27 protein-coding genes are annotated in these 23819 nt (G+C 61.4%); 10 read left to right on the forward strand and 17 right to left on the reverse strand.

The features are described 5' to 3' along the window. The first annotated feature begins 133 nt into the window (after positions 1-133). Together QTL94_RS06940 and QTL94_RS06945 are read left to right on the forward strand one after the other, a co-directional pair. Positions 134-622 carry a DUF5330 domain-containing protein gene (locus QTL94_RS06940; protein WP_065689889.1) on the forward strand — a complete coding sequence of 163 codons (489 nt, stop codon included), beginning with the start codon at positions 134-136 and terminating at the stop codon, positions 620-622. A gap of 208 nt (positions 623-830) precedes the next feature. Continuing rightward, positions 831-1253: a SufE family protein gene (locus tag QTL94_RS06945; protein WP_065689888.1), complete on the forward strand. Its 423-nt coding sequence runs from the start codon at positions 831-833 to the stop codon at positions 1251-1253. Here QTL94_RS06945 and QTL94_RS06950 read toward each other — a convergent pair. The 10 genes from QTL94_RS06950 to QTL94_RS06995 all read right to left on the reverse strand — a co-directional run bounded on the left by QTL94_RS06950 (position 1250) and on the right by QTL94_RS06995 (position 9542). Continuing rightward, entirely contained in the window at positions 1250-2059 is an 810-nt protein-coding gene (locus QTL94_RS06950; RefSeq protein ID WP_289801019.1) for a DUF6456 domain-containing protein, read from the reverse strand. The two genes, QTL94_RS06945 and QTL94_RS06950, sit on opposite strands and share 4 nt — an antisense overlap. Then, entirely contained in the window at positions 2052-2483 is a 432-nt protein-coding gene (locus QTL94_RS06955) for a helix-turn-helix domain-containing protein (protein WP_289801020.1), read from the reverse strand. The genes QTL94_RS06950 and QTL94_RS06955 overlap by 8 nt, the downstream gene beginning before the upstream one ends. A gap of 276 nt (positions 2484-2759) precedes the next feature. Further along, positions 2760-3191: a Ros/MucR family transcriptional regulator gene (locus tag QTL94_RS06960; RefSeq protein WP_065689885.1), complete on the reverse strand. Its 432-nt coding sequence runs from the start codon at positions 3189-3191 to the stop codon at positions 2760-2762. A 434-nt stretch (positions 3192-3625) separates the two neighbouring features. Further along, complete coding sequence (mnhG, locus tag QTL94_RS06965) at positions 3626-3967, reverse strand: monovalent cation/H(+) antiporter subunit G (RefSeq protein ID WP_289801021.1); 342 nt, start codon at positions 3965-3967, stop codon at positions 3626-3628. Continuing rightward, positions 3964-4344, reverse strand: coding sequence for a cation:proton antiporter (locus QTL94_RS06970; RefSeq protein WP_289801022.1), 381 nt, complete (start codon positions 4342-4344; stop codon positions 3964-3966). The genes mnhG and QTL94_RS06970 overlap by 4 nt, the downstream gene beginning before the upstream one ends. After that, on the reverse strand, positions 4341-4814 hold the full coding sequence (locus tag QTL94_RS06975; protein ID WP_289801023.1) for a Na+/H+ antiporter subunit E: 474 nt from the start codon (positions 4812-4814) through the stop codon (positions 4341-4343). Before QTL94_RS06975 ends, QTL94_RS06970 begins: the two co-directional genes overlap by 4 nt. Continuing rightward, positions 4811-6367 carry a Na+/H+ antiporter subunit D gene (locus tag QTL94_RS06980; RefSeq protein WP_289801024.1) on the reverse strand — a complete coding sequence of 519 codons (1557 nt, stop codon included), beginning with the start codon at positions 6365-6367 and terminating at the stop codon, positions 4811-4813. The genes QTL94_RS06975 and QTL94_RS06980 overlap by 4 nt, the downstream gene beginning before the upstream one ends. A gap of 3 nt (positions 6368-6370) precedes the next feature. Further along, positions 6371-6748 carry a Na+/H+ antiporter subunit C gene (locus QTL94_RS06985; RefSeq protein WP_289801065.1) on the reverse strand — a complete coding sequence of 126 codons (378 nt, stop codon included), beginning with the start codon at positions 6746-6748 and terminating at the stop codon, positions 6371-6373. Continuing rightward, positions 6748-7167, reverse strand: a complete 420-nt coding sequence (locus QTL94_RS06990) for a Na(+)/H(+) antiporter subunit B (RefSeq protein ID WP_289801025.1) — start codon at positions 7165-7167, stop codon at positions 6748-6750. Before QTL94_RS06990 ends, QTL94_RS06985 begins: the two co-directional genes overlap by 1 nt. After that, entirely contained in the window at positions 7164-9542 is a 2379-nt protein-coding gene (locus QTL94_RS06995; protein WP_289801026.1) for a putative monovalent cation/H+ antiporter subunit A, read from the reverse strand. The genes QTL94_RS06990 and QTL94_RS06995 overlap by 4 nt, the downstream gene beginning before the upstream one ends. A gap of 528 nt (positions 9543-10070) precedes the next feature. Here QTL94_RS06995 and msrB point away from each other — a divergent pair. Continuing rightward, positions 10071-10481, forward strand: a complete 411-nt coding sequence (msrB, locus tag QTL94_RS07005) for a peptide-methionine (R)-S-oxide reductase MsrB (protein ID WP_289801027.1) — start codon at positions 10071-10073, stop codon at positions 10479-10481. Between the two features lie 18 nt (positions 10482-10499). Here msrB and QTL94_RS07010 read toward each other — a convergent pair whose 3' ends face one another. Further along, positions 10500-11006 (reverse strand): GNAT family N-acetyltransferase, encoded by a 507-nt coding sequence (locus tag QTL94_RS07010; RefSeq protein ID WP_113524462.1) that lies wholly within the window; start codon positions 11004-11006, stop codon positions 10500-10502. 26 nt (positions 11007-11032) lie between these two features. On the opposite strand from QTL94_RS07010, the gene QTL94_RS07015 reads away from it, so the two are divergent. Both QTL94_RS07015 and QTL94_RS07020 read left to right on the forward strand, forming a co-directional pair. After that, positions 11033-11602: a helix-turn-helix domain-containing protein gene (locus QTL94_RS07015; RefSeq protein WP_289801028.1), complete on the forward strand. Its 570-nt coding sequence runs from the start codon at positions 11033-11035 to the stop codon at positions 11600-11602. A 49-nt stretch (positions 11603-11651) separates the two neighbouring features. Beyond that, positions 11652-12128 (forward strand): hypothetical protein, encoded by a 477-nt coding sequence (locus QTL94_RS07020; RefSeq protein ID WP_289801029.1) that lies wholly within the window; start codon positions 11652-11654, stop codon positions 12126-12128. Here QTL94_RS07020 and trhA read toward each other — a convergent pair whose 3' ends face one another. The 3 genes from trhA to QTL94_RS07035 all read right to left on the reverse strand — a co-directional run bounded on the left by trhA (position 12129) and on the right by QTL94_RS07035 (position 13679). After that, positions 12129-12797, reverse strand: coding sequence for a PAQR family membrane homeostasis protein TrhA (trhA, locus tag QTL94_RS07025; protein ID WP_065689874.1), 669 nt, complete (start codon positions 12795-12797; stop codon positions 12129-12131). It lies immediately after the preceding gene. Positions 12798-12910: 113 nt separating this feature from the next. Next, positions 12911-13234: a TraR/DksA family transcriptional regulator gene (locus QTL94_RS07030; protein WP_289801030.1), complete on the reverse strand. Its 324-nt coding sequence runs from the start codon at positions 13232-13234 to the stop codon at positions 12911-12913. Between the two features lie 13 nt (positions 13235-13247). Continuing rightward, a complete protein-coding gene (locus QTL94_RS07035; protein WP_065689872.1) occupies positions 13248-13679 on the reverse strand; it encodes a universal stress protein in 432 nt (143 codons plus the stop codon). A 202-nt stretch (positions 13680-13881) separates the two neighbouring features. Between QTL94_RS07035 and QTL94_RS07040 the strand changes: the two genes are divergently transcribed. Continuing rightward, a complete protein-coding gene (locus QTL94_RS07040; RefSeq protein ID WP_289801031.1) occupies positions 13882-14838 on the forward strand; it encodes a VOC family protein in 957 nt (318 codons plus the stop codon). Between the two features lie 15 nt (positions 14839-14853). On the opposite strand, the gene QTL94_RS07045 is transcribed toward QTL94_RS07040, so the two are convergent. Then, positions 14854-15801, reverse strand: a complete 948-nt coding sequence (locus tag QTL94_RS07045; RefSeq protein ID WP_289801032.1) for a LysR family transcriptional regulator — start codon at positions 15799-15801, stop codon at positions 14854-14856. A gap of 156 nt (positions 15802-15957) precedes the next feature. Here QTL94_RS07045 and QTL94_RS07050 point away from each other — a divergent pair, with 156 nt between their 5' ends. The 3 genes from QTL94_RS07050 (at position 15958) to QTL94_RS07060 (ending at position 20170) form a co-directional block, all read left to right on the forward strand. Then, on the forward strand, positions 15958-17487 hold the full coding sequence (locus tag QTL94_RS07050; protein WP_289801033.1) for an MFS transporter: 1530 nt from the start codon (positions 15958-15960) through the stop codon (positions 17485-17487). A 213-nt stretch (positions 17488-17700) separates the two neighbouring features. Further along, positions 17701-18861 (forward strand): AI-2E family transporter, encoded by a 1161-nt coding sequence (locus QTL94_RS07055; RefSeq protein ID WP_289801034.1) that lies wholly within the window; start codon positions 17701-17703, stop codon positions 18859-18861. Between the two features lie 19 nt (positions 18862-18880). Further along, a complete protein-coding gene (locus tag QTL94_RS07060) occupies positions 18881-20170 on the forward strand; it encodes an NAD(P)/FAD-dependent oxidoreductase (RefSeq protein ID WP_289801035.1) in 1290 nt (429 codons plus the stop codon). Positions 20171-20175: 5 nt separating this feature from the next. On the opposite strand, the gene QTL94_RS07065 is transcribed toward QTL94_RS07060, so the two are convergent. Beyond that, positions 20176-20964 (reverse strand): polysaccharide deacetylase family protein, encoded by a 789-nt coding sequence (locus QTL94_RS07065; protein WP_289801036.1) that lies wholly within the window; start codon positions 20962-20964, stop codon positions 20176-20178. 106 nt (positions 20965-21070) lie between these two features. Further along, complete coding sequence (locus QTL94_RS07070) at positions 21071-21460, reverse strand: DUF930 domain-containing protein (RefSeq protein WP_065690260.1); 390 nt, start codon at positions 21458-21460, stop codon at positions 21071-21073. Between the two features lie 248 nt (positions 21461-21708). Between QTL94_RS07070 and QTL94_RS07075 the strand changes: the two genes are divergently transcribed. Then, positions 21709-23817 carry a S9 family peptidase gene (locus QTL94_RS07075; RefSeq protein ID WP_289801037.1) on the forward strand — a complete coding sequence of 703 codons (2109 nt, stop codon included), beginning with the start codon at positions 21709-21711 and terminating at the stop codon, positions 23815-23817. Positions 23818-23819: the final 2 nt, after the last annotated feature.

Here is a 23819-nt window from a genome sequence, read left to right on the forward strand (position 1 = left end):
AATTAAACTTGCCGCAAATGCCGACGAGTTTCGAAAACCGGCATTCGCAAGTTCTCGCTAAGGTGAATTCACACCGGAGAACCGGCTCGATTCGGCAACAAGACCGAACGGGAAAACAGGATGGGCAACGACGATGTGGTTTCTGATCAAAGGGTCATTCTGGTTCGGGCTTGTGCTCGTGCTCTTGTCGTTTTTTGGCGGCGGAAGCTCGACTGAGACGGCCAACGGACCAAAGTTACAGTTTTCCGACGCCTTCGTGGCGGCGACCGGCGCCTACGACTATCTGACCGGCATGTGCGGCGAGAAGCCTGAGGTCTGCGCCAAGGGCGCGGAAACGATGGCAGCACTCGGCCACCGGGCCCGTGAAGGTGCGTTTGTCGCCTATGAGATGCTTGATCGTCAGTTTGGCGACGGTAGCGCGGCGCATCCGCATACTGCTGCTACTCCTGCCCCGGCAGCACCGATCGCCGCTCTCGCACCGACCGTCCAGGCTCTTGGCGAGCGGACCGCCGCCCTGAACCAGCCGATGCCTTACCGCCCGCCGGTCGATGACGGCAGCAATGTATCCGATACGGTCACGACGGGTACCATTCCGCTGCCGACGCCCCGCCCCGCCACTTGAGATTTCCGCGGTCCGCCCGCAACCCAGCTTGCACCGTGGGTTCGCCTTGCTGCGAACGCCCTGTGCCTGACGTGCCTGCCCTGTTTACTTTCAGCATTTGTTGCTACGCCGCGAGGAAGCCCATCCCTCGCGGCGCTTCTTTTTAATGGTTCAAATCTGGCCGTCTTTCACCTATATGGAATCTAGACAACGAAAGGCCAGTATACCCATGACGTCCCTCGATCAGATCATCGACGATTTCTCTTTCCTGGATGATTGGGAAGATCGCTATCGCTATGTGATCGAGCTCGGCAAAGCCCTGCCGGATCTCGCCGACGAGAAGAAGACCTCGGCCAACAAGGTCATGGGCTGTGCAAGCCAGGTCTGGCTGGTGACCCACGCGGACGGAAATGCCGACAATCCGACGCTGACATTCGAAGGCGATTCCGATGCGCATATCGTGCGCGGCCTCGTCGCCATCGTGCTTGCCACCTATTCCGGCAAGACCGCATCCGAAATCGCAGCCCTTGATGCCTTCGAGGTCTTCTCGAAAATCGGCCTTGTCGAAAACCTTTCCTCGCAACGGTCGAATGGCCTGCGCTCCATGGTCAACAGGATCCGTGAAGAAGCGCATGTGAGGATGGCAGCCTAGTAACCCATCGCGGGCCGGTAGCCTTCGGCACCCCAGTGCTCCATGCGTGCGTGCCTTGACCGCGCCTGCGGATTATAGTGGCGCGACAGGGCCATCAGCGCTGTTCGCAGCATCAGCTTCGCCGATCGGGCGGGCCACTGGCGCTCGTGTTCGACCGTTTCCAGTCCTTTCATGAAGCAGCATATGTCGAGCGCCACGCCCGAAAGCTCGGGGCCGATCGCCTCGAGCGCACGGTTGACGGCAAGCCGGCCGGCCATCGCCCCTTCGGTCAGATCAGCCATGCCGCCGCGCGCGCCCTTTGCACGGTCGGAAAGACGCGGCTCCCACGAAGCCGTCACCCGTGGCTGGAGCTGGCCGCGGGTGAAGTCCGCCAGCAGCCGTTCGCCGGCAGCGATCGCTTCCGCCGGCAGGAAGGGCGATCCGTTCTTTTCCTTAAGGCGGGTCATGCTTGCGAGCGGCGATTCCGACCTGTTGACGCGAAGCTGCTGTCGTACTCCCTCGACGTCGGTGGCGACCTCGGCGATGTCGCCGTGCTGCTCGAGAAACGCTTCGTCGCGCTCGGACGCGGCGCGCCGCAGATAGGATCGCGCGGCCGCACTCGCGCGCAACCCGCCCTCGCCCCTCTCGGCAAGGCCAAGGGACAGGGCTTCGCCAAGAAGATCGGCGGCGAAAAGATGGAGGCGACCATCGACCGTGCACAGGCCGACATGCGGCCCGTCGGCTGACTCCTCCGACACCACACCGCGTGTGAGAACACTGATCAGCTTCGCCATCGCCTTGCGGCCGGTCGCATTGATCTTACTCATGTCCGAGAGCTCCACTCGACCGAAAGACCGAACCGACCGTGCGCTCGACAGCGGCAACGAATTCATCGAAGGCGGGATCGTCGCGCCTATCTTCAACGACATGGCATGCATGCCCGACTGTCGTCCGATCCCGGCCGAACGCCTTGCCGATCTCGTAAAGCGGAATCTGCAACGTGACATGGCAGACATACATTGCAATCTGCCTGACGTGGCACAGGGTGCGCCGTCCGTCGCGCCGCACCTGAATGCGACTTGCGGCCAGCATGACCATTTCGGTGGTTATCTGCGCGCATATCATGCAGATCGTGCGGATTGGCAAAGCGGACGGCGAAACGGCGCCGGAGGAATGGCGGTTTGTATCGATGCACTCGACAACGGCGGGCGCCGTCAGCCGAGGTCGCAATGAAAAATCTTCAATCGGCATATGACTACTCCCTATAATAGGAATTATTTCATACACCCTATACGGACGTGAGGATAAACAAAAGCCAATAACCGCAACCATCTGTTGTTTTCGCTGACAATTCTCATTAACGCCCAAAATTAAATGGGATTATTTTCCTCTATCGTCAAACCTTAAAAACACGAAAGCCGGGCTTTCACCCGGCTTGTTTCTCATGTGGCGCTTTCCGCGCCTACAAAACGCATGGCAATCGCAACGCCGATCTTTCGACCGGATGGACGATCGCTATCGAGCGCCTTAGCCGCGGCCGCGCTTGCGGCGTTGACCGAGACCCATTTCCTTGGCCAGGCGCGAGCGCGCCTCTGCGTAGGCCGGCGCTACCATCGGGTAGTCGACCGGAAGGTCCCACTTTTCACGGTATTCTTCGGGCGAAAGGCTATGGTGCGTCATCAGGTGACGCTTGAGCGACTTGAAATTACCACCACACTCAAGGCAGGTAATCTGTTCGTCCTGAACGGATTTACGTACAGAGACAGCCGGCTTCTGCTTTTCGACGACCGCCGTTGCAGTCTGCGGCGTCGACGTATTGCTGAGAGCCGAATGCACGTCGGAAATCAGGTTGGCGAGATCGCCAACGGGCACGACATGGTTGCTGACATAAGCGGCGACAATATCTGCGGTAAGCTCTACCAGCAATTCCGGCCCGCTACCGGCTGCAGTATCCGTCATATTTCGTTTCTCCTGTTTGCATGCTCCAATGGTCGAAGACCTGATCGGCCAAGACCGTCATCGTAGAGCGAACAGCAAAAAGCTCAGGCTGCGGCTACCTGTTTCGAAAAACTGAAATCCACCCCTAGATTCCTGAGGCCGAAACCCGTTCTTATACTGCCTGATCCTGAATTAGTACGTCGTCACGCAAGCAGTTTCCTCAATTAGACATTGAAATTCAAAGCGACCGAGGAAAAAAGCAACGTGATTCTAATTCAATATCAGAACTCTACTTGGCCATTGAAATATCACCGTTTTGCGAAAACGCCAATTATTATTTCTTATATAACTGTCGAAAAGTGCCTACGTCTTAAGAATTGGTAAGCACGCATGGAAACATTAATCATCATTCGAGCGCCGTAAAGCTGCAAAAATCCGCTTAAAATACTGAATCGTCAGCAGTCTTTTCTTTCAAGAAGATCGTCGCGCACCGAAGGCGCCGAAAGACGATAACCTGTCTTGTGTGCCGCTCTGGCAAGAAGATGTGCGGCGACCGGCGCGGTCAGTATAAAGAAGACGAATCCCGCCACCGCGCGAGCAAAGACAGACGGCTCGGCTGATTCGATGCCGGCGGCAAAGAGCAGCAGACCAGACCCTACCGTGCCCGCCTTCGAGGCGGCATGCATGCGCGTGTAGAGATCGGGAAGCCTGAGGATGCCGAGTGCTGCGGCGAACGCGAAGAAGGCACCCGTCAGCAAAAGGACGGCGACGGCGATTGCAATCGCATACTCCATCATTGTTTGCCCTTCCTTGCCGCTTGCTTGCCGCTGCTTTTCTTTGCCGCCTTTGGCTTTTTCGAGGCAACGGAAAGAGTTTTGCCCAGTCCTGTGGCGATTGCCCCTCGCGACATCACAAAGCGCGCGAAGGCAATGGTTGCGAGAAATCCAACCAGGCCGAGCGAAATAGCGATGTCGATGTAGAGCGAGAAGCCAGTCTTGACGGCAATCACGGCAATGAAGCCAATGGCGGTGCCCGAGAGCGTGTCCAGGGCCAGCACGCGATCAGCCAGCGTCGGCCCAAATACGACACGCCAGGCGGCCAGCAGGAACGCGGCCGCGAGAACGACAAGCGCGATGTCGGCGGAGATCAACACAATGGCCTGCGGCGTAATCATCGGAACGCCTCCATGATCTTCCGTTCGAAGCCATTGGCGATATCGCGCCGTGTAGCGTCAGCATCGGAACAGTCCAGCGCATGGACGAACAGTGTGCGCCGGTCGTCCGACACATCCACCGACAATGTCCCCGGTGTCAGCGTGATCATGTTGGCAAGCAAGGTGATCTCGAAATCGCTTTCGACGGTGAGCGGAAAGGCAAAGATACCCGGCTTGATATCCATCCCGGGGCTGATGACAGTCATTGCGACCCGCCATGCAGACAGCACGAGCTCCCTGAGGAAAAGCAGCGCGAGCGCGGCGATTGCGACAGGGCGACCGACGTAGCGAGCGCTGCCGTGCGGCTCACGCACGATAAAGAGCGCAAGCGCGCCAAGGGCAAAGCCGAACAAGAGGTTGTGGAGCGACACGCTGCCGGTGACGGCCGCCCAGGCGATGGCAAGCAGAAGGTTGAGGAGAAGACGGATCATTGCGCTGCCTCCCCGGGGAAGACCGACTGCAGGTAGGCGGATGGATCGGCAAGTCCCTGTGCGGCTGCCTGCGTCAGCGCCAGCAGCCTTTCCGGCAGGATGCCGAAGCCGACGACCAATGCGGAGAGGAAGACGAGCGGCAGCACCGTGCGCCACTCCATTGATCGCCGCGTTTCCGGCGCCGTTGCCGGCCTCCAGTAGGCCAGCAGAAAGACACGCCCGAGCCCTATCGTCGTCAAAAAACCGCCAGCGAGGATGGCGGCTGCCGGCCACCATGCTCCCACATCGAACGACGCCTTGACCAACATGACCTTTGGCCAAAAACCGGAGAACGGCGGCAGGCCGCAGGCGGCGAAGAACACGATGAACGAAATCGCCGCGAAGCCTGCGTTGCGTCGATAGAGTCCGCCGAGACTGTTCAGGGAAAAACTGCCGCCGAGAACCGCGGCCTGGCCGGCGACGAGATACAGAGCCGTCATCAACACCATGGAGTGGAGGGCATAGAAGATCGCGCCGGCGAGACCATCCGGCGTGCCGATCGCCACACCGATCAGCATGTTGCCGATACCCGAGATGACGACATAGCCGAACAGCTTGCGAATATCGTCCTGCGCCAGCGCGCCAAGGGCGCCGAACACAACCGTCGCCGCGCCGACGGCTGCGATCAGCAGGCTCAACTGCTCGCGCTCGACGGGCAACAGCATGACCATCACGCGGATCAGTGCATAGATGCCGACTTTGGTCAGGAGTCCGGCGAACAGTGCCGAAACGGCGATGCGTGGCGTGTGGTAGGAGGCGGGCAGCCAGAAGTTCAGGGGAAAGGCGGCTGCCTTCATGGCGAAGGCGAGCAGAAACAGCGCGGACAGTGTCATCAAGGGCGCGCCGTCTCGCGCGTCCTGCGCCTTCATCGCGATATCGGCCATGTTGAGCGTGCCGAACACGGCATAGAGGATGCCGACGGCGATCAGGAACAGCGTGGTGCCGATAAGGTTCAGCACCGCATATTTCATCGCGCCGTCGATCTGCCCCCGCTCCGATCCAAGGATCAGCAGGCCGAAAGACGAAATCAGCAGCACCTCGAACCAGACGTAGAGATTGAAGACGTCGCCAGTGAGGAAAGCCCCAGTGACACCCGCCATCAGCATCAGCAGCAGCGGGAAGAAGCCGTAGCGGCGCGCGCTTTCATTGATGTCGGCAAGCGCATAGATGCCACCCGCCAGTGCTGCCAGCGCCGCCGTCAGCGCCATCAGCGCGCCAAGCAGATCGATGGTGAAGGCAATGCCGAACGGCGGCAGCCAGCGGCCCATGACCATTGTCAATGGACCGTGGACGGCCACCTTCGCCAGCAGGGCGGCATCGACTAGGACCAGAAGCGCGAGCCCCGGAATGGCGACCGACGCCTGGACGCGCAGCGAACCACGCAGCATCAAAAGAGCAGCACCCAGCGCGATACAGAGCGCAACGGGGGCGATGGCCAGCCAATCGCCGATTGGGACCGGCGTCGTGACCACGGCCGCGGAGAGATCCGGGATTTTCTCGATCGGGGCAGCCATCGTCTAATACCCCATCGGCGGCAGTGGCGGATCGACGGGCTCGGCAACCCGCATCTCGTCGGTATTGTCGGTGCCAACGTCCTGATAGGCGCGATAGGTGAGCACCAGGAGGAATGCGAGAAACGAAAACGAAATGACGATCGCCGTCAGGATCAGTGCCTGCGGCAGCGGATTGGCCGCCCCCGCCGGCAACGCGTCAAGCGCGCCGGGGATGATCGGCGGTACTTCGCGTGTCAGCCGTCCTGCCGTGAACAGCAGCAGGTTGACGCCATTTCCGAGGACAGCGATGCCAAGCATGATCCGAATGGAGAACTTCGACAGCATCAGATAGATCGCGGCGGAGAAAAACAGGCCAACGAGGATAGCAAAGACCGGCTCCATCATTCGACCTCCCGCTCTTCCAGTGCCAAGGCTATCGACGTGATGGCGCCGACAACGACGAGATAGACACCGAGATCGAACAGCATGACGCTCGACAGGGGCACCTCGACGCCGAAGACCGACGGATAAACCCATAGACCGGTCATGAACGGCACGGCCAAAAAGATGGACAGTAAACCAGCACAGCACGACAGCAACAGGCCGGCGCCGGCAATCGCCAGCGGATGAAAGACGATGGCATGACGCACCGCCCCGACACCGCGCGCAATTCCGAAGATCGCGAACGCCGAGGCGGCAATCAGGCCACCGATGAAGCCGCCGCCCGGCTCGTTGTGCCCGCGCAGCAGCACGAAAACCGAAAAGAGCAGCATCAGGGCTGTCAATACCGGCGCGATGGTTCTGAAGATCAGCGTGTTCATGGGCGTTCCACCCCGAGATCCTCGGGCGCATCGGGATCGTTTTCAGCCAGCTTTCGCTCCGTCTGCGCCCTCACCCGGATCAGCGCGAGGATGGCAAGACCCGTGACCGCGACAACCGCGATTTCGCCGAGCGTATCCGTGCCGCGGAAATCGACGATAATGACGTTCACGACATTCGCACCATGGGCGATGGTCTTCGAATAGGTGTTGAAGAAGTCGGTGAGCGCCGTATTGAACGGCCCGTCCGTCGCCTTCGTCAGCAACAGCGCAAAGCCGGTGCCGCAGGCAAGCGCGATCGCGCCATCAAGCAGCATCTGGCCCAGCGGGCGCCGATCGGTCGGCGACAGTCTCAGGCGCGTCATCACCAAAGCGAGGATTACGACCGAAAGGGTCTCGACCATGAACTGCGTAAAGGCCAGATCAGGCGCGCCGAACAGCAGGAAGATGATGGCAACGGAAAAGCCCTGGATGCCAAGCGATACAATCGCCGTCAGCCGATCGCGGGCGCACACGACCGCCGTCAGACCGACAACAGCAAGAAGGAATATCCCCCACTCGTAAAGTCGAACCCCGTCCGGCATTGCCGGCAGCGACGGCCATTCACCAAAGAGCCACAGCGGAACAAGTAGGACCGCCGCGATGCAAAGGAAGGTCGTGGTCACGTAGATCTCGAGACGCCCGGGCTGAACGAAGCGCGTAACCGCGACCGCAAGGCGGACGATGCCTGTCATGGCATAATCGAAGCCGCGATCCGGCCCCGGCCCGAGCCTGCGCAGCAACGCCGCCATTACAAAACGCGCGCGATCAAGTTGCCAATAGACGCCGATGCCCAGGATCACGGTGAGCAGCGACAGAAGCAACGGTACGCCGAGGTGGGGGATGAGTGAGATATCAACGGAGGCAGCAGTTCCGCGCACCGCCGACGCCATGGGCGTCGAGATGTAGTGATGCGCTGCCCCGGAAAACACCGCGGCGATGAGGCCGAGCAAGGCCAGCACCAATGGCCCAACCAACAAAAGTGGCGGAGCCTCATGCGGATGTGCTGGCGTTTCGACCGCCTTTCCGACGAAAGGCTTCAACGCCACGGCAAAGCCGATGGCAAACATCAGCGCATTGCCCACCAAAGCAAGGACCGTGAACAAGATCGAGCGTGGATCGCCATGGGCCAATGCAGTGTAGATCTCCTCCTTGGCAAGAAAGCCGAAGAAGGGCGGCAAACCGGCCATCGATACGGCGGCAGCCAACGCCGCGGCAAAGGTTAGCGGCATGGCTTGCCGGAGGCCGGACAACCGGGTGATGTCGCGCGTGCCGGTTTCGTGGTCGATGATGCCGGCGACCATGAAGAGAGCACCCTTGAAGAGCGAGTGCGCCACCAGATAAAGGACCGCGGCCTCGATCGCATAAGGTGTGCCGAAGCCGGTCAGCATCACCAGCAGACCGAGCGAGGATACGGTGGTGTAGGCAAGCTTTAGCTTCAGGTCCGTCTGGCGAACGGCAAGCAGCGTGCCGACGATCAGCGTCGCGCCGCCGAACACCGGCAGCAAGGTTTCCCACAAAGCGGTTCCGCCCATTGCCGGCTGAAGCCGCATCAGGAGATAGACGCCCGCCTTCACCATGGTCGCGGAATGCAGGTAGGCGGACACCGGCGTCGGCGCCTCCATGGCGTTCGGCAGCCAGACATGAAAGGGAAACTGCGCGGACTTGGTGAAGGCGCCACCCAGCACCAGCAGCAGAATGGGCAGATAATAGGCGTTTGCGCGCAACAGATCGCCGGAACGCAGCAGCGTGGAAAGATCCGTTGTTCCGGTGACGCTCCACAGCAGAAGCAACCCGGCGAGCAGCAACAGGCCGCCACCGCCGGTGATGACAAGCGCCTGCAGCGCCGCCCGGCGCGACGCTTCGCGGCTGTGATCGAAACCGATCAGCAGAAACGAGGTGATCGAGGTCAGTTCCCAGAAGGCAAACAGCATCAGGTAGCTGTCGGACACGACCAGCCCGAGCATGGCGCCCATGAAGAGGAAAATGAACGAGAAGAAACGTCCAAGGTCAGGATGACCCTTCAGGTACCCGCCGGCATAAAGCACCACCAGCGCTCCGATCCCGGTGATCAGCAGCGCGAAGGTCAGCGACAAGCCGTCAAGCAGCACGGAAAATGCGAGATTGTAGCTCGGCACCCAGGTATAGCCGCCGGTGATGACGGTCCCATCGGCCACCACAGGAAGCAGTCTGCAAAAGTGCAGGAAGGCGAGAAACGGGGCGGCAGCCAGAAGCCATGCGGCCTTGTCGCCCAACGCCCGGACGATGAAGGGAGCGACGGCTGCTGCAAGAAACGGCATGCACAGGGCCGCGAATGTCAAAGCCGTGACAGCGGCCATGTCCCCTCCTCTGCTGGCATGGCCGAGAAAACAATCAACCAAAATCAGAAGTGCCAGCTAGGTTTAGGAGAAGAACCGCCCTGCCTCAAGCTTTCTTCGGCCGTGCCGCGCGATACTCACAGGGAACGGCAACCTCGGCCGCAAGGAAAGGTCGCGACAGGCGACCGTGCAACAAGAAAAAGGCCAGCATCAGGGGCCAGATGAGAGCGCACAGGAGCCCGGCAATCCGTCGCATCGTCCAGCGATCGTGATGAGCCCACCCCTCGAGGAAGGACATCACTACGAACAGGCCCACAACGGCGCCGTATATACCCCAAAAGACACCAGGCAAAACCCAGGCTCCCTAAACAAACACCCCACTTATTCTTAACAATACTTCAACATCGCGCTAAAATATATCATCCCTATTCGGCGTACCCCGTGAGACCTCCTCCCGCTGAAAGACGTATCTCTTGATCGTTTCCGGAGGCCGCACCACATTTTCAACGAACGCAGCGCCCGCAGCCCGATCCAAAAGGAAACAACGCCATGGCCGAAACCACGACCGCCAAGGTCCGGAAAACGGATGCCGAATGGAAAGAGCAGCTGACGCCGGAGCAATACCGGGTGACCCGGCAGCACGGCACCGAACGCGCCTTTACCGGCCCCTACTGGGACTCGTTCGAAACGGGCCTCTACCGGTGCGTCGGCTGCAATTCACCGCTCTTCCGATCCGATACCAAGTTCGACGCGGGTTGCGGTTGGCCCAGCTACTTCGAGGCGGTTTCGCCAGACGCGGTGACCGAGCATCGCGACGCCACCTATGGCATGGTCCGCACGGAAATACGGTGCGGAACCTGCGATGCCCATCTCGGTCACGTCTTCCCCGACGGCCCGCCACCCACCGGCCTGCGCTACTGCATCAACGGTCATGCAATGGTGTTCGAGCCCGGGAAATGACCGGGCAGAATGTCTCTGCTATTTGGAGACGCGCAGTTCCATGAATGTCAGATCCAGCCAGCGGCCAAACTTCGTGCCCACCTCATAGAAGGTGCCGCCGTTGCGGAAACCGAGCTTCTCATGCAGTCCAATCGATGCTGCGTTTCCGGCCTCGATGCCGGCGATCATGACGTGGATGCCGTTTGCGGCTGCCCGCTCGATCAATGCCTGCATCAGCAATTTGCCGATCCCCGCGCCTTGATGGTCCTTCTCCACATAGACCGAATGCTCGACCGTGTGACGAAAGCCCTCGAACGCACGCCAGTCACCATAGGAGGCATAGCCGGCGACCACGCCGTCCTTGACCGCGACGAGAACGGGGAACCCGCGCGCTTGGCGCATTTTGAACCACTCAACGCGATTTGGCAGATCGACCACCGTCTCGTTCCAGATCGCCGTCGTGTGCTCTACCGCGTGATTGTAGATATCACGAATGGCAGGGAGATCGGCCTCGGTAGCGTCACGGACGAGAATGGCTTGCGGCATTTGCGTTAGTCCACTATTGTTTCAATATGTCCACTATATCAAATGACTTTGACCGCTGTCTAGGGGAACGCGTCCGCGCCGAGCGGGAAATACGCGGATGGTCCCTCAGTGATCTCGCAGACCGATCGAGCGTGTCGCGCGCTATGATCCACAAGATCGAGCGCGGCGAGAGCAGCCCGACGGCGTCGCTGCTCGGAAAACTCTGCGGCGCCTTCAGCCTGACCGTCTCGGCGCTGATCGCCCGCGCCGAAGCCGGCAGCGAACGGCTTGCCCGGCGGGCGGACCAGCAGGTCTGGACCGATCCCGAGACCGGCTATACGCGCCGTCACGTTTCCCCGGCAAGCGGCAGTCCGTTCGATATCGTGGAAATCGATCTTCCCGCCGGCGCTTCCGTGGCCTATCCGGCATCCTCTTTTGTCTTCCTGAGGCAATGTATCTGGGTGGTTGAGGGCGAACTCACCTTCACGGAGGGCGGCATCGTGCACAATCTCGGGGCCGGCGACTGCCTGCTGCTCGGGCCGGCGGCCGACTGCGAATTCCGCAACCGCAGCACCGCCCACTGCCGCTATGTCGTGACCTTGAGCAAGACAGGCTGAAATAATCGCCGCGATGCGCTAGGCTCCCTCGCGACCAAGGAGCCGCCCGATGATCAACCGCTTCATCCTACTGCTGTGTTTGGCCGCAACGCCGGCGCTGGCGGACGACTGGCGCCCTTATGCCAACGCCCGGTTCGGCTACGCGATCGACCTTCCGGGAGACTTCAAGGTTACGGCCGAAGCCGACAACGGCGACGGTATGACGCTGACGTCGAAGGACGGAAAAGCCGAACTGCGGGTCTTCGGCGCAAACAGGATGGAAGACGATTTCGCAGCCGAGGTCAAAAGCCGCGTCGCGATGGACAAGCAGGATGGCTGGGCGATCGGCTACAACAAGTCGTCAAAGACCTGGGCAAGCTATTCCGGCTCCCGCAAGGATCGCATTCTCTATGTCCGGGCGATTGCGCTCTGTCACGACGCCATCGGGTACTTCACGCTCGATTACCCGAAAGCCGCACTGACGCAGTACGATCCGATCGTCGCGCATATGGTGAAGACACTGGCGGCACCGCCGCGCTGTGGCTGATCAGAGCCCTGACGCGCCCATGCTGAGACAGGTGAAGACCGCCGAATAATGCACCGCGGCCGCGGCAACGACGAAGCCGTGCCAGATCGCGTTCTGAAAGCGCAGCCTTTCCCATACGTGGAAGATCACGCCGAGCGAATAGATAATTCCGCCGATAACGATCAGCAGCATGGACGCAAAGGGAATGCGCTCGGCGACTGGCCCGGCCACCATCACACCGCTCCAACCCATTGCGAGGTAGAGAAGGATCGCCAGCTTGTCGTAGCGGCCGGGGAAAGCGCATTTCAGGAACACGCCGACCGCGGCGACGACCCAGATGCCGATCAGCATGCCGAACAGCAGCGGATTGTCGGCGCCGCGCTGGAGGAAGGGCGTGTAAGTGGCGGCGATCAGGATGAAGATCGACGAGTGATCGAGCCGCCGCAGGAACCACTTTGTTCGCGATACCGGCCAAGCGTTATAGGAAAACGAAATGCCGATCGTGAGGACAAGGCCGACGGCATATATCCACGCCGCCGCGAGCTCTCCATGCGAACTCCAGACGGTCGCATAGAAGATCAGGGCGGTGGCGCCGACCAGAGCAAAAGCAAGACCGATACCGTGGACGATGCCATCCGCGATCAGTTCGTACTTGTCATAAGCCCAGCGTATACCGTTGAACTCCGTCATGCCGGAACGCCCTCTTTCGGTCGGCTGATGGTGTCACTTCAGCGGCTTGCGCGCAATACAACAGCTTTGCGGTCGTGATACATCTTCGTGAGGAGGCGCGCGGCTGCGCAGGCCTACGAGTGCGGCATGCACTCTTCGCAGAGCGGCGCATAGGGTACGGCGGCGAGACGCTCTTTGGAAATGGGCAGACCGCAATTGGCGCATGTGCCGTAGGTGCCGTTGGCAATCCGGGTCAGGGCCGCGGCAATGGCGCGCAACTCTTCCTGACCGGCCTGGCCGAGCCCCTCCAGCACTTCATCGTTTTCCATCTCGGTCGCGCGATCATCGCTGTCCTGCTCCTTGAGCCGGCCGAGATCGACATCAATCCGGCTCAGGCGCGATTGCAGCTCCCGCTGACGATCAACCAAAATCTTCTCGTATGCCTGCATGTCACTCATAGGCTTGCCTCCCTTATGCCGCTGTCGCCCGGCGCTGCCTGTCGACCAGCACCGAACATTTCGCGTGGCGCACCACCCGGTCGGCAGTCGCGCCGATGAAGTAATTGCTAATATCGGGAATGTGCGATGCGAGGATGATCAGATCGGCATGGTTGGCTTCGGCTGCGGCGAGGATGCCGCTGGCCGGACGGCCGTGACTGATCTGCAGGCTGGCGGGAATCCCGGTCGTGACGATAAGAGCCTCCAGCTTGGTGCGTGCGTCGGCCGCAGCGCTTTCGACGAGCTCCACGGGAAGGTCGACGGCGACATAGGTCGGGATATCCTCGACCACGTTCAGGAGGATGATTTCCCCTCCCGTGTCGAGCAATGTCGCCGCTTTGCGGAACGTTGCTTCTCCATCCGCCAGTGCCCCGATTTCAATGGCTACGATGATCTTCTTGTACACTCCGGCCCTCCTGTCGCGCCTGACCTTGCTGTCGCGATCTTCTCAGAAAGAAGATAAGGCGCTTTGATCAAGATCAAGTCCCCCACGCCGCGGACCGTCAACGATCGTCGAACGCTTCATCGCCAAAACGGGATCTTTTGTGAACGATGGAAATCCGCCATATACGGGATCAAGTACAGCGGCCAAGGGGAGCTCAGAAGCAATGGATCGGCGAAAATTCCTTGGCATCGCTACAGGCAGCGCGCTCGCTGCCACCGCCGGTACGCCTACTCTTTCACAGGCAGGAGATATCCGCATGACGACCACCGAGACTTCCTATGCGCTGACGCGCCCTGCCTATGTCGACCACTCGCATCTTGTCGTCACTGACCTGGCGCAGGTGTCCAGCTTCTATCAATCGATGCTGGGCCTCAAGGTCATCGAGAAGACAGCCAGTGGCGAAGTTCTCGGCGTCGATGGCACGCCGCTGCTGACGCTGACGACAGGCAAGGACATCCGCACGGCGCCGCGCAATGCCGCAGGCCTGTTCCACACCGCCTTCCTGATGCCCAACCGTACGGAACTTGCTCGCTGGCTGCGCCATGCGGCGCATAACAATGTCGTGCTCGAGGGCGCTTCCGACCACCTCGTCAGCGAAGCAATCTATCTCTCCGACCCGGAAGGCAACGGCATCGAGATCTATGCCGACCGGCCGCACGAGCAGTGGAAGTTCCATCAGGACGGCCAGGTTGAAATGGCGACGCTCCGTCTCGATCTCCAGGCGCTCTACAACAGCGCGCCACAGGATGCGTGGAACGGCATGGCGGACGGCACGGCGATCGGCCATATCCATCTGCAGGTTGGAAATATTCCGGAAGCAGATACCTTCTACCGCGACGTGCTCGGCCTGAAGCTGATGGCGCGCTACCCCGGCGCCAGCTTCTTTGCCACCGGCGACTACCACCACCATGTTGCCGCCAATATCTGGAACAGCCGCGGCGCCGGCACCCGCGCCGACGGCATGACCGGACTGTCCGACTATGCCCTTCGTTTCAACGATACAGCGGCGCTCGACAAGGCAGTCGCCAAGCTCGACGAACTCGAAATCAAGAGCGAGAAGCGCGACCGTGGCGTGTTCCTGAAAGATCCATGGGGCATCGGCCTGACGCTAACGGCCTAACTCTCAGCCTCGCAATCATCCGGCAGCGCCCACCGAACGGTGGGCGTTTGTCGTTGTGGCGGGGCTGTCGCACCTGTCGGCAAACAGCGTCTCCGTCAGGAAGTCGACCAGAACGCGCACCTTCGGCGAGAGATGCCGGTTCGACGGCCAAAGCAGGTGGAATTGCCCGGGGCCGTCGATATGGTCGCCGAGCACGGTGCTGAGTGTCCCTTCGGCGAGCGGGCTGCGGGCGAGAAAATCAGGCATGCAGCCGATTCCGAGACCGCTCAGCGTCGCTCCCCGCAAGGCCTCCATGTTGTTGCAGACCATCGATGTGCGGACCGCAAGCTCCGGAGCACCTGCAGGCAAGGTCAAGGGCCAGTTCTGGATCTTGCCGCTGTTGGGAAACCGGAAGCGTATCCCGAGATGACCGCAGAGATCCTGCGGCGTCTCCGGTACGCCATGCTCCGCGAGATAGGCGGGCGAGGCGCACAACAGCATCTGGAACGGCCGCAGCGCCCGCGACATCAGCCGGGAATCCGGCAGGTTGCCGCTGCGGATCGCCACATCGACGCCCTCCTCGATCAGATCGACGATGCGATCGTTGAAGTCGAGATCGAGTTCGACCTCGGGATAGAGCCGTATGAACGCCGGCAGGACCGGCAGCAGCAGATGATAGCTAACCAGCCGCACGCTGAGACGCAGGCGCCCCCGCGGTGTCGCCACGGCTTCGGCCAGCGAGGCCTGTGCGTCTTCGAGATCGTCGAGAACGCGCCGGCAGCGTTCGTGGAACAGACGGCCCTCCTCGGTCAGCCTGATGCTCCTCGTCGAGCGCTGGAACAGTCGTACGCCGAGCTGTCGCTCAAGCGTCGTCACCGCCTTGCCGACAGCCGAAGCGGACAGACCCAGCACCCGGCCGGCTGCAACGAAGCTTCCGAGATCGGCTGTCCTGACGAAGGCGGCCAAGCCGTTCAACTGGTCCATTGCCACTCCTTATTCGATCGTTTCTTTCCGCAATGGGCGGAAAGATCACTATCTTATGCAATCACTCCTGCAAATTTATCTTGTCTTGGCCGCGAGTTCCAGGGTTTCGACTCTGCCCGTCCGCGCGCACGTCATTTTCAACCAGGCGGAAACCTCATGAAAAGACCCGACAAGACACGCCCCGCGAAGGCGGGGACCAAGACGCTGGCGCTGATCGGCGTCTGCTGTGCCGCGGCCGCGATGCCGCTGACATTTACCGGCCCCGCAGTTGCCCTTCCATCGATCGCCCGGGATCTCGGCGGGAGCCCGATCGCCCTCAACTGGGTGACCAACGCCTTCATGCTCACCTTTGGAAGCAGCCTGATGGCCGCCGGCGCGCTGGCCGACAGCTATGGGCGCAAACGCATATTCTTGTGTGGGCTCGCTGCGTTCCTTCTGTTTTCAGCTGCCCTTGCCTTCTCCACCGACATCGTCTGGTTCGACATCCTGCGGGCGCTGCAGGGGCTGGGCGCTGCGGCTGCCTTCTCGGGCGGCATGGCGTCGCTTGCCCAGGAGTTCGACGGCAATGCCCGCATGCGTGCCTTCAGTATCGTCGGATCGAGCTTCGGGGTCGGGCTGGCATTCGGCCCCATCGCCTCCGGCTTCATGGTGGAGACTTTCGGCTGGCCGGCCATCTTTGCGCTGGTCTTCGCGCTCGGCACGATCGCCTTTGTCCTCGGCGCCTTGTTCCTGCATGAGACCCGCGATCCGGCGGCATCCGGCCTCGACTGGCTGGGCGCCATCAGCTTTACGCTGGCGCTCACGCTGTTCACCTACGGGGTGCTGCTGGCGCCTGAACGTGGCTGGCAGAACCCCGCCGTCCTTGGCCTGCTGGCCGCGTCGGCTCTGCTGCTGATTGCCTTCTGCGTCATCGAGCGCACTGTAAGGCGACCGATGCTCGATCTGTCGCTGTTCCGCTATCCACGATTCGTTGGCGTGCAGTTGCTGGCGGCCGCACCTGCCTATGCCTTCGTCGTCCTGCTCATCCTGCTGCCGGTGCGTTTCGTCGGCATCGACGGCATGAGCGAAGTTGCGGCCGGCAAGATGATGATTGCGCTGTCGTCGCCGCTTCTCGTCCTGCCGATCGTCGCGGGATTGCTGACGCGCTGGTTCAGCCCGGCCACCATCTGTGGCGCCGGGCTCGTGATCTCGGCGGGCGGGCTCTTCTGGCTCTCGAATATGCAGGCGGCCGCGCAACCGGCGCTGTTGATCGCGCCACTCCTGACGATCGGCGTCGGAATCAGCCTGCCGTGGGGGTTGATGGATGGGCTCGCCGTCTCCGTCGTTCCCAAGGAGCGGGCGGGCATGGCGACCGGGATTTTCAGCACGACACGGGTTGCCGGGGAAGGCGTGGCGCTGGCCATCGTCAGCGCTGTTCTCTCCGCCCTCATCCGCTCGAACCTTGGCACGGAAGGCAACGCAACCAGTGCGGCCCAGCAGCTGGTCACCGGAGACCTGAAGGCCGCTGTCGCAAGCATGCCAGCCATCGGCCATGACGGGCTGGTGCAGGGATACGGGCAGGCTTTTGCCACCCTCCTCCTGCTTTTGACGGCAATTACGATCGTGACGGCCATCGTCGTCGTCCTCTTCCTCGGCCGCAGGGTGCGGGAACCAGAGGCGATCGCGTGTGAGAGCGCGGCCACCTAGCTGGTCGCGCGCGACGAACGAAGCAGGCAGGGCCGCAGTCTCTCGTCCTCTCCGGGCGTACCGAGAAGCGGCCCTGCTCCCCCGCCGAACATTTGCTCACCTTGCACGCAGGATGCGGCAAGATCGCGGCATTTATCTTCTGCACTCCAAGGAACCCAATTCAACAATCCGCGTTTTGCGCTCGAAGCATCGGGCTTCCGGGGATCTTTCACGATGGGCATCGCCAACGGGATACGCAAACAGGCCAACAAGATCGGCGAACGGCACGTCAGCACATGGGCACGCACCATGCAGGAGGCGACCGACCTGATGCCCCAGGCTCCGGTGCGCCGCGTGGAAAAGGACGGCCTCGATATCGTCACGGCCTGGGCGATCATCGGCATTTTCGGCATCCTTGCTCTGGCGGGCGTCTACATGATGGCGCTGATCCTCATTCCGCTCACGCTTGCCATCGTCGTCGGCATGATACTCGGCATCCTGGCGGAGAAGCTCAGCAAGCTCGGCGTGCCACGCATCACCAATGCGGTGCTGCTGTCGTCCAGCGTCGCGCTGATCCTCTTCCTGCTCGCCAATTCGCTGGCCGGGCCGCTGGCGACCCTTGCCAGTGACGGCCCCGCCTTCGCCGAGAAGACGATGGAGCGGCTGCTTCCCTACCTGGAGCGCATCAAGTGGCTGCACATCACGCCGGAGACCTTCCAGAGCGGCCCGATGTCCAGCGACAAGCTGCTCGAGAACACCGGCAACATCCTGCATCTCATCACCGCCAACCTGACGCCCGCCCTCGTCCAGGCGCTGATCTTCTTCGCAGCGCTGCTTCTGTTTCTGGCGGGCCGCGTCAACCTGCGCAAATCGATCATCATGGTTTTCAAGACCAGGCCCCAGCGGCTTGCCGCCATCCGCGTCATCAATGGCGTCGAGCAGGCGCTCGGCTTCTATTTCGCCACAGCATCGCTGATTTATGTCTGCCTTGGCGTAACGATGATGGTCATCGCCTATGTCGGTGGCCTCTCCTCGCCGGTTCTGTGGGGGTTCTTCGCGTTCCTGTCGAGCTTCGTGCCCTATCTCGGGATCACCATGATGACGCTGGCAGTCGCCATCGCCGGCATCCTGACGCATGACGGCGTGCTGATCGGTCTGATCCCGGCTGCGGCCTTCTTCTGCGTGCACCTTGTGATGGAAAACCTGATCTTCCCCGCGGTGATGGGACGACGGCTGGAAATCAATCCTTTCGTGGTCTTTATCGCGATTCTCTTCTGGACTTGGATGTGGGGCGCAGTCGGTGCTATGTTGGCTCTACCACTATCGCTGATCGTAATGACCATCATCGATGAACTCTTCATCGAAGAAAAAGTGCAGCCGCAATTGCCGAAATGATTGAGGTAAGAAGCGTACGATGGCCGAAGTTGATCTGAAAGAGTCCAGCCACGATCGTCTGACGAGCGGCGCATGCCTTTGGGGCCATGCCGGCGTCAGGCCAGCCTACCAACCACTTGCAGACAATCTCAAGGTCGACGTCTTGATCGTCGGCGGTGGCATCACCGGCGCGTTGACGGCTCAGCACCTGTCGGAGCGCGGCCTTTCCGTCGCGATTGTTGATCGCGAGGAGCCGGGGCTCGGCAGCACCGCGGCAAGCACTGCGCTGTTGCAGTGGGAGATCGACCGGACGCTGACCGAGCTCGAGCATTTCTACGGACACGAGCGCGCTATCGGCATCTACCGGCGCAGTGCCGGCTCGGTCGCCGGTCTTGCCAAACTCATCACGGCGCACCGCATTCCCTGCTATTTCCGGCCACGCCAATCGCTGTTCCTCACCAGCAACAGCGAGGGCGCCGGTGACCTGATGCGGGAAGTCGAGTTGCGCCGGCGTGCAGGACTGCCGAGCACCTATCTGGAGCATTGCGATCTCTTCACCCAATTCGAGCTCGATCGCGATGCCGGCATTCTTTCTCGCGGCGCGGCCGAGGCCGACCCTCTGCTCCTGACCTGGAGCCTGCTCGACATGGCGGTGAAGCAGCAGGCACGCCTGGTCAACGCCTCCGTTACACGGCTGACCAGCGAAGGCGGCCGCGTGACGGCCGAGACCGACCGGTCATTCGTGATCGAAGGGAAGGCCGCGGTGCTGGCGACCGGCTATACGATGCCCGGGATCGAAATGTCGAAGCTGCATCGCACGACCTCGAGCTGGGCGCTGGCCACCGTGCCGCAGGATCCGGCAACGCTCTGGCGTGATCAGGCCCTGATCTGGGAAGACAGCCACCCCTACCTCTACATGCGCACGACGGCCGACGGCCGCATCGTTGCCGGTGGCGAGGATGACGATACCGTCGATCCTGAGATGCGGGATGCGAAGCTGCCGCAGAAGATCATGGCGATCCGGGAAAAGATGAAGCGGCTCTGGCCGAGAGCGGATACGCGCGTGGCAAACGCCTGGTGCGGGACGTTTGGGGAGACCGCCGACGGTTTGCCGCTGATCGGCCCGGTTCCGTCTCTGCCCCGCGTCTATGCCGCCTACGGCTATGGCGGCAACGGCATCACCTTCTCCTATCTCGCCGCTCAGATGATCGGCGCGATGATCAGTGGTGGTTACAGGGATTGGTTCGACGATTTCGCGCTGGACCGGGATGGCCCCGGCTTCGGTGCCGGCCGCCCCGTGCAGGATCGACGCGAGACCCTGTTCAACTGACGAGGCTATTCCGTCGTCTGGTCGTCGCCGGTGTCGTCGACATCCTCTAGTCTAACGAACTCAGTGCCCTTGGCCTTGAGGTCGAGGATCGCCTTGGCGACGCCTTCGCCGGCTGCGTGGGTCGGCTGGTTGATGTGGGAGATCACCACATCGCCGTCCTTGGCTAACGAGATCCGCTTTTCCGTCACCGCAGCACCAAGCAGCGAGCCGCCATCGCCGTTCACGGAATAGCCGGCAATGCGATAGCCCATGGCGCGGATCTGCTCGATCGAGGACAGATCGTACTTGGCGGTCGAGCCGCGGAACCAGCGGGGCGCGGCAATACCGGCAGCGAGCATCGCGTCCGCGCCGCCCTGGACCTCCTGCCGGACTGCCTCAGGGGAGCCGGCGGCGGCGATCCCATAGATCGAGACCGGCTTGTCGACGGCGGGAACGTGGTTCTGTCCGTGGTTTTCCAGTTCGAAGAGGTCAGGGTTCTTCAGAAAGATTTCGAGCGCCTGCGGATTGTGCTTCAGCCAGCGGGCGGTGACGAAGATCGTGGCCGGGATCCGCTCGCTGACGAGCACCGACAGGATGCGGTCGTCGGCCTTGCCCATGCAGGCATCGAAGGTCAGGGCGATGCGAGCATGCCCTTTCACGTTCGAGCGGGCGATGCGCAGGTGTGGCTCGACCAGCCTCGGAGACGCGGCCCCCTTCAGGGTAACAGGCGGCTGCGCCGTCGTTGCCACGCTCGTTGCAGAGGCGATGGAAACGGAGGCGAACAACAGCGCCGGAACGAGAAGAGTGCGATTCATATCAAAGAGATGCCGTTGAATGTTTGACGACTTGTTAACGCATCGCGCGAAGGCGCGACATGTGGTCTGATGCCGCTGCGACCGCCCGGCGGCACCCGCTGCCGCCTCAATCGTAGAGGTAATACTTGGTCCACTTCTCGCGCGGGACCTTGTCGCCGATCGAGTACTGCAGATCACGTACATTCATGTGCTGCGGGCCGGTGATGCAGGTGTAGGACAGATGATACCAGTCGCCCTTGCTGCGGAAAACGGCGCCCGGTGCTTCCAGCTTGTCGTCGCCTGCGACCGGATCCTTGAAGGTGTAGGCAATCACCTTGTCGGGCTTGTAGCCGGAGGGATCCTTATTGATTCGGCTCATCGCCTCTGTATCGCAGCTCTGTTCGAGCCGCGTGGCGGGGTCCAGTTTCTCGAGCTGCTTCTTGATGGCGGGATCTACTGCGAAGGCAGGAGCGGCAAGGCTTAGAGCCGACAGGAGCAGCACGATACGTTTTGGCATTATGTGGAATTCCTTTGCATGCACGTTCGGGAATTTCGCCATCGCCCGCCCGCTTGGGACCGAGCCGAACGATATCCGAATTCCGCGCGACGGTAGCGGACTTTCTTAAACAATGTGGTGACATCAAGGCAACGTGAGCAGTCCTTCGCTTTTCACAGGCTGGCCCAGCAAGCAGCCTTCCGAGCTTGATCCGGGGCCTGTGGGCCTCTATCTCTTGCCCACCTGTCATTCCGACCCGGAGCATTTCCTTGTCCGCCTTCAAAAACCTGCCTGCCCCGCCCGTCGCGCCCAAGAAGCCGCTTTCCGATACGCGCCACGGCATTACCCGCACCGACGATTACGCCTGGCTGCGGGCCGACAACTGGCAGGCGATGTTCAAGGATCCGTCGATCCTCGACCCTGAAATTCGCAAGCATCTCGAGGCGGAAAACGCCTACATGAATGCTGCGATGGAAGACACCAAGCCGCTGCAGAAGACGCTGTTTGCCGAGATGCGCGGCCGTATCAAGGAAGACGACAGCTCCGTACCGATGAAGGATGGTGCCTATGCCTACGGCACCTTCTTCGTCACCGGCGGCGAGCAGCCGCGCTATTTCCGCATCCCTCGCGATGGCGACGTCAAGGATGAGACGATCCGCACCGTGCTTCTCGACGGCGACAAGGAAGCGGCCGGCAAGGCCTATTTCCGCCTCGCAGGAATCGATCATTCGACCGATCACAATCGCGGCATCTGGGGATATGACGACAAGGGATCGGAATTCTACACGCTGAAGGTCCGCGATCTCGCCACCGGCGAGGATCTGGCCGATGTGATCGAGAACACCGGCGGCGGCGGCGTCTGGGCGCCCGACGGCAAGAGCTTCTTCTATTCCGCGCTGGATGAGAACCACCGCCCGTCGAAGGTGTTTCATCACATCGTCGGCACGCCGCAATCTGAGGACCGGCTGGTCTACGAGGAAGAGGATGCCGGCTTCTTCATGGGGGTCGGCGGCTCGCTGCTCGACGACGTCATCTACATCGATATCCACGACCACGAGACCAGCGAATATCGGCTGCTCTCGACCAAGGACCTCACCGCGGAGCCCAAGCTCGTTGCGGCTCGCGAGGATGGCGTCGAATATTCGATGACCGAAGGCGGGGATGTCTTCTATATCCTCACCAACGATGGCGGTGCGAAAGATTTCAAGATCATGGAGACTCCGGTTGACGCGCCGGAGAAGGCCAATTGGCGCGAGGTCGTGCCGCACAAGCCTGGCACGCTGATCATCAGCCACATGGCCTATGCACGGCACCTGCTCTGGCTGGAGCGCAAGGACGGCCTGCCGCAGATCATGATCCGGGACCGCCGGACCGGCGAAGAACACGCGATCGGCTTTGCGGAAGAGGCCTACTCGCTCGGCCTGCAGGGTGCGGCGGAATATGACAGCGACGTCATCCGCTTCTCCTATTCCTCGATGACGACGCCCTCGCAGCTCTACGACTACAACATGGTGACGCGCGAGCGCACGCTCCTGAAGACGCAGGAAGTCCCATCGGGCCACAATCCCGACGACTATGTCACACGCCGCGTCTTCGCACCCGGCTGGGATGGCGTCGAGGTTCCCGTCACGCTGCTCTATCGCAAGGAGACCCCGCTCGACGGTTCCGCACCGTGCCTGCTCTATGGCTACGGTGCCTATGGCGTCACGATCCCTGCCAGCTTCAACACCAATTGCCTGTCGCTGGTCGATCGCGGCTTCGTCTATGCCATCGCCCATATCCGCGGCGGCAAGGACAAGGGCTTTGCCTGGTACGAAGACGGTAAGATGGAAAAGAAGACCAACACCTTCAAGGACTTCATTGCCGCGGCGGACTATCTGAATCAACAGAAGTTCACGTCCTACGCAAACATCATCGCCGAGGGCGGCTCCGCCGGCGGCATGCTGATGGGCGCAATCTCCAACATGGCGCCCGAGAAGTTCGCCGGGGTCATCGCCGCTGTTCCATTCGTCGACGTGCTGAACACCATGCTCGACGATACGCTGCCGCTGACGCCACCGGAATGGCCGGAGTGGGGCAACCCGATCGACAGCAAGGAAGAGTACGAACAGATCGCCGCCTACTCGCCCTACGACAATGTCGGCGCGAAGGCCTATCCGCCGATCCTGGCGCTTGGCGGCCTCACCGATCCGCGCGTCACCTATTGGGAGCCGGCAAAGTGGGTGGCGCGTCTGCGCGAAAAGACCACCGGCTCGGCACCGATCCTGTTGAAGACCAACATGGATGCCGGCCACGGCGGCGCTTCGGGACGCTTCCAGCGACTGGAGGAGATCGCGTTTGAATACGCATTTGCGATCAAGGTTGCGGGCAAGATGTAGGC

Origin of the sequence: Rhizobium sp. S96 (assembly GCF_030382195.1) — a bacterium.
Taxonomy (GTDB): Bacteria; Pseudomonadota; Alphaproteobacteria; order Rhizobiales; family Rhizobiaceae; genus Rhizobium.

Bases quoted from the DNA above. Each gene is read 5' to 3' on its own strand.
- QTL94_RS06940 (WP_065689889.1), top strand. From the start codon at position 134: ATGTGGTTTCTGATCAAAGGGTCATTCTGGTTCGGGCTTGTGCTCGTG.
- QTL94_RS06945 (WP_065689888.1), top strand. From the start codon at position 831: ATGACGTCCCTCGATCAGATCATCGACGATTTCTCTTTCCTGGATGAT.
- QTL94_RS06950 (WP_289801019.1), bottom strand. From the start codon at position 2,059: ATGAGTAAGATCAATGCGACCGGCCGCAAGGCGATGGCGAAGCTGATC.
- QTL94_RS06955 (WP_289801020.1), bottom strand. From the start codon at position 2,483: ATGCCGATTGAAGATTTTTCATTGCGACCTCGGCTGACGGCGCCCGCC.
- QTL94_RS06960 (WP_065689885.1), bottom strand. From the start codon at position 3,191: ATGACGGATACTGCAGCCGGTAGCGGGCCGGAATTGCTGGTAGAGCTT.
- mnhG (WP_289801021.1), bottom strand. From the start codon at position 3,967: ATGATGGAGTATGCGATTGCAATCGCCGTCGCCGTCCTTTTGCTGACG.
- QTL94_RS06970 (WP_289801022.1), bottom strand. From the start codon at position 4,344: ATGATTACGCCGCAGGCCATTGTGTTGATCTCCGCCGACATCGCGCTT.
- QTL94_RS06975 (WP_289801023.1), bottom strand. From the start codon at position 4,814: ATGATCCGTCTTCTCCTCAACCTTCTGCTTGCCATCGCCTGGGCGGCC.
- QTL94_RS06980 (WP_289801024.1), bottom strand. From the start codon at position 6,367: ATGGCTGCCCCGATCGAGAAAATCCCGGATCTCTCCGCGGCCGTGGTC.
- QTL94_RS06985 (WP_289801065.1), bottom strand. From the start codon at position 6,748: ATGGAGCCGGTCTTTGCTATCCTCGTTGGCCTGTTTTTCTCCGCCGCG.
- QTL94_RS06990 (WP_289801025.1), bottom strand. From the start codon at position 7,167: ATGAACACGCTGATCTTCAGAACCATCGCGCCGGTATTGACAGCCCTG.
- QTL94_RS06995 (WP_289801026.1), bottom strand. From the start codon at position 9,542: ATGGCCGCTGTCACGGCTTTGACATTCGCGGCCCTGTGCATGCCGTTT.
- msrB (WP_289801027.1), top strand. From the start codon at position 10,071: ATGGCCGAAACCACGACCGCCAAGGTCCGGAAAACGGATGCCGAATGG.
- QTL94_RS07010 (WP_113524462.1), bottom strand. From the start codon at position 11,006: ATGCCGCAAGCCATTCTCGTCCGTGACGCTACCGAGGCCGATCTCCCT.
- QTL94_RS07015 (WP_289801028.1), top strand. From the start codon at position 11,033: ATGTCCACTATATCAAATGACTTTGACCGCTGTCTAGGGGAACGCGTC.
- QTL94_RS07020 (WP_289801029.1), top strand. From the start codon at position 11,652: ATGATCAACCGCTTCATCCTACTGCTGTGTTTGGCCGCAACGCCGGCG.
- trhA (WP_065689874.1), bottom strand. From the start codon at position 12,797: ATGACGGAGTTCAACGGTATACGCTGGGCTTATGACAAGTACGAACTG.
- QTL94_RS07030 (WP_289801030.1), bottom strand. From the start codon at position 13,234: ATGAGTGACATGCAGGCATACGAGAAGATTTTGGTTGATCGTCAGCGG.
- QTL94_RS07040 (WP_289801031.1), top strand. From the start codon at position 13,882: ATGGATCGGCGAAAATTCCTTGGCATCGCTACAGGCAGCGCGCTCGCT.
- QTL94_RS07045 (WP_289801032.1), bottom strand. From the start codon at position 15,801: ATGGACCAGTTGAACGGCTTGGCCGCCTTCGTCAGGACAGCCGATCTC.
- QTL94_RS07050 (WP_289801033.1), top strand. From the start codon at position 15,958: ATGAAAAGACCCGACAAGACACGCCCCGCGAAGGCGGGGACCAAGACG.
- QTL94_RS07055 (WP_289801034.1), top strand. From the start codon at position 17,701: ATGGGCATCGCCAACGGGATACGCAAACAGGCCAACAAGATCGGCGAA.
- QTL94_RS07060 (WP_289801035.1), top strand. From the start codon at position 18,881: ATGGCCGAAGTTGATCTGAAAGAGTCCAGCCACGATCGTCTGACGAGC.
- QTL94_RS07065 (WP_289801036.1), bottom strand. From the start codon at position 20,964: ATGAATCGCACTCTTCTCGTTCCGGCGCTGTTGTTCGCCTCCGTTTCC.
- QTL94_RS07070 (WP_065690260.1), bottom strand. From the start codon at position 21,460: ATGCCAAAACGTATCGTGCTGCTCCTGTCGGCTCTAAGCCTTGCCGCT.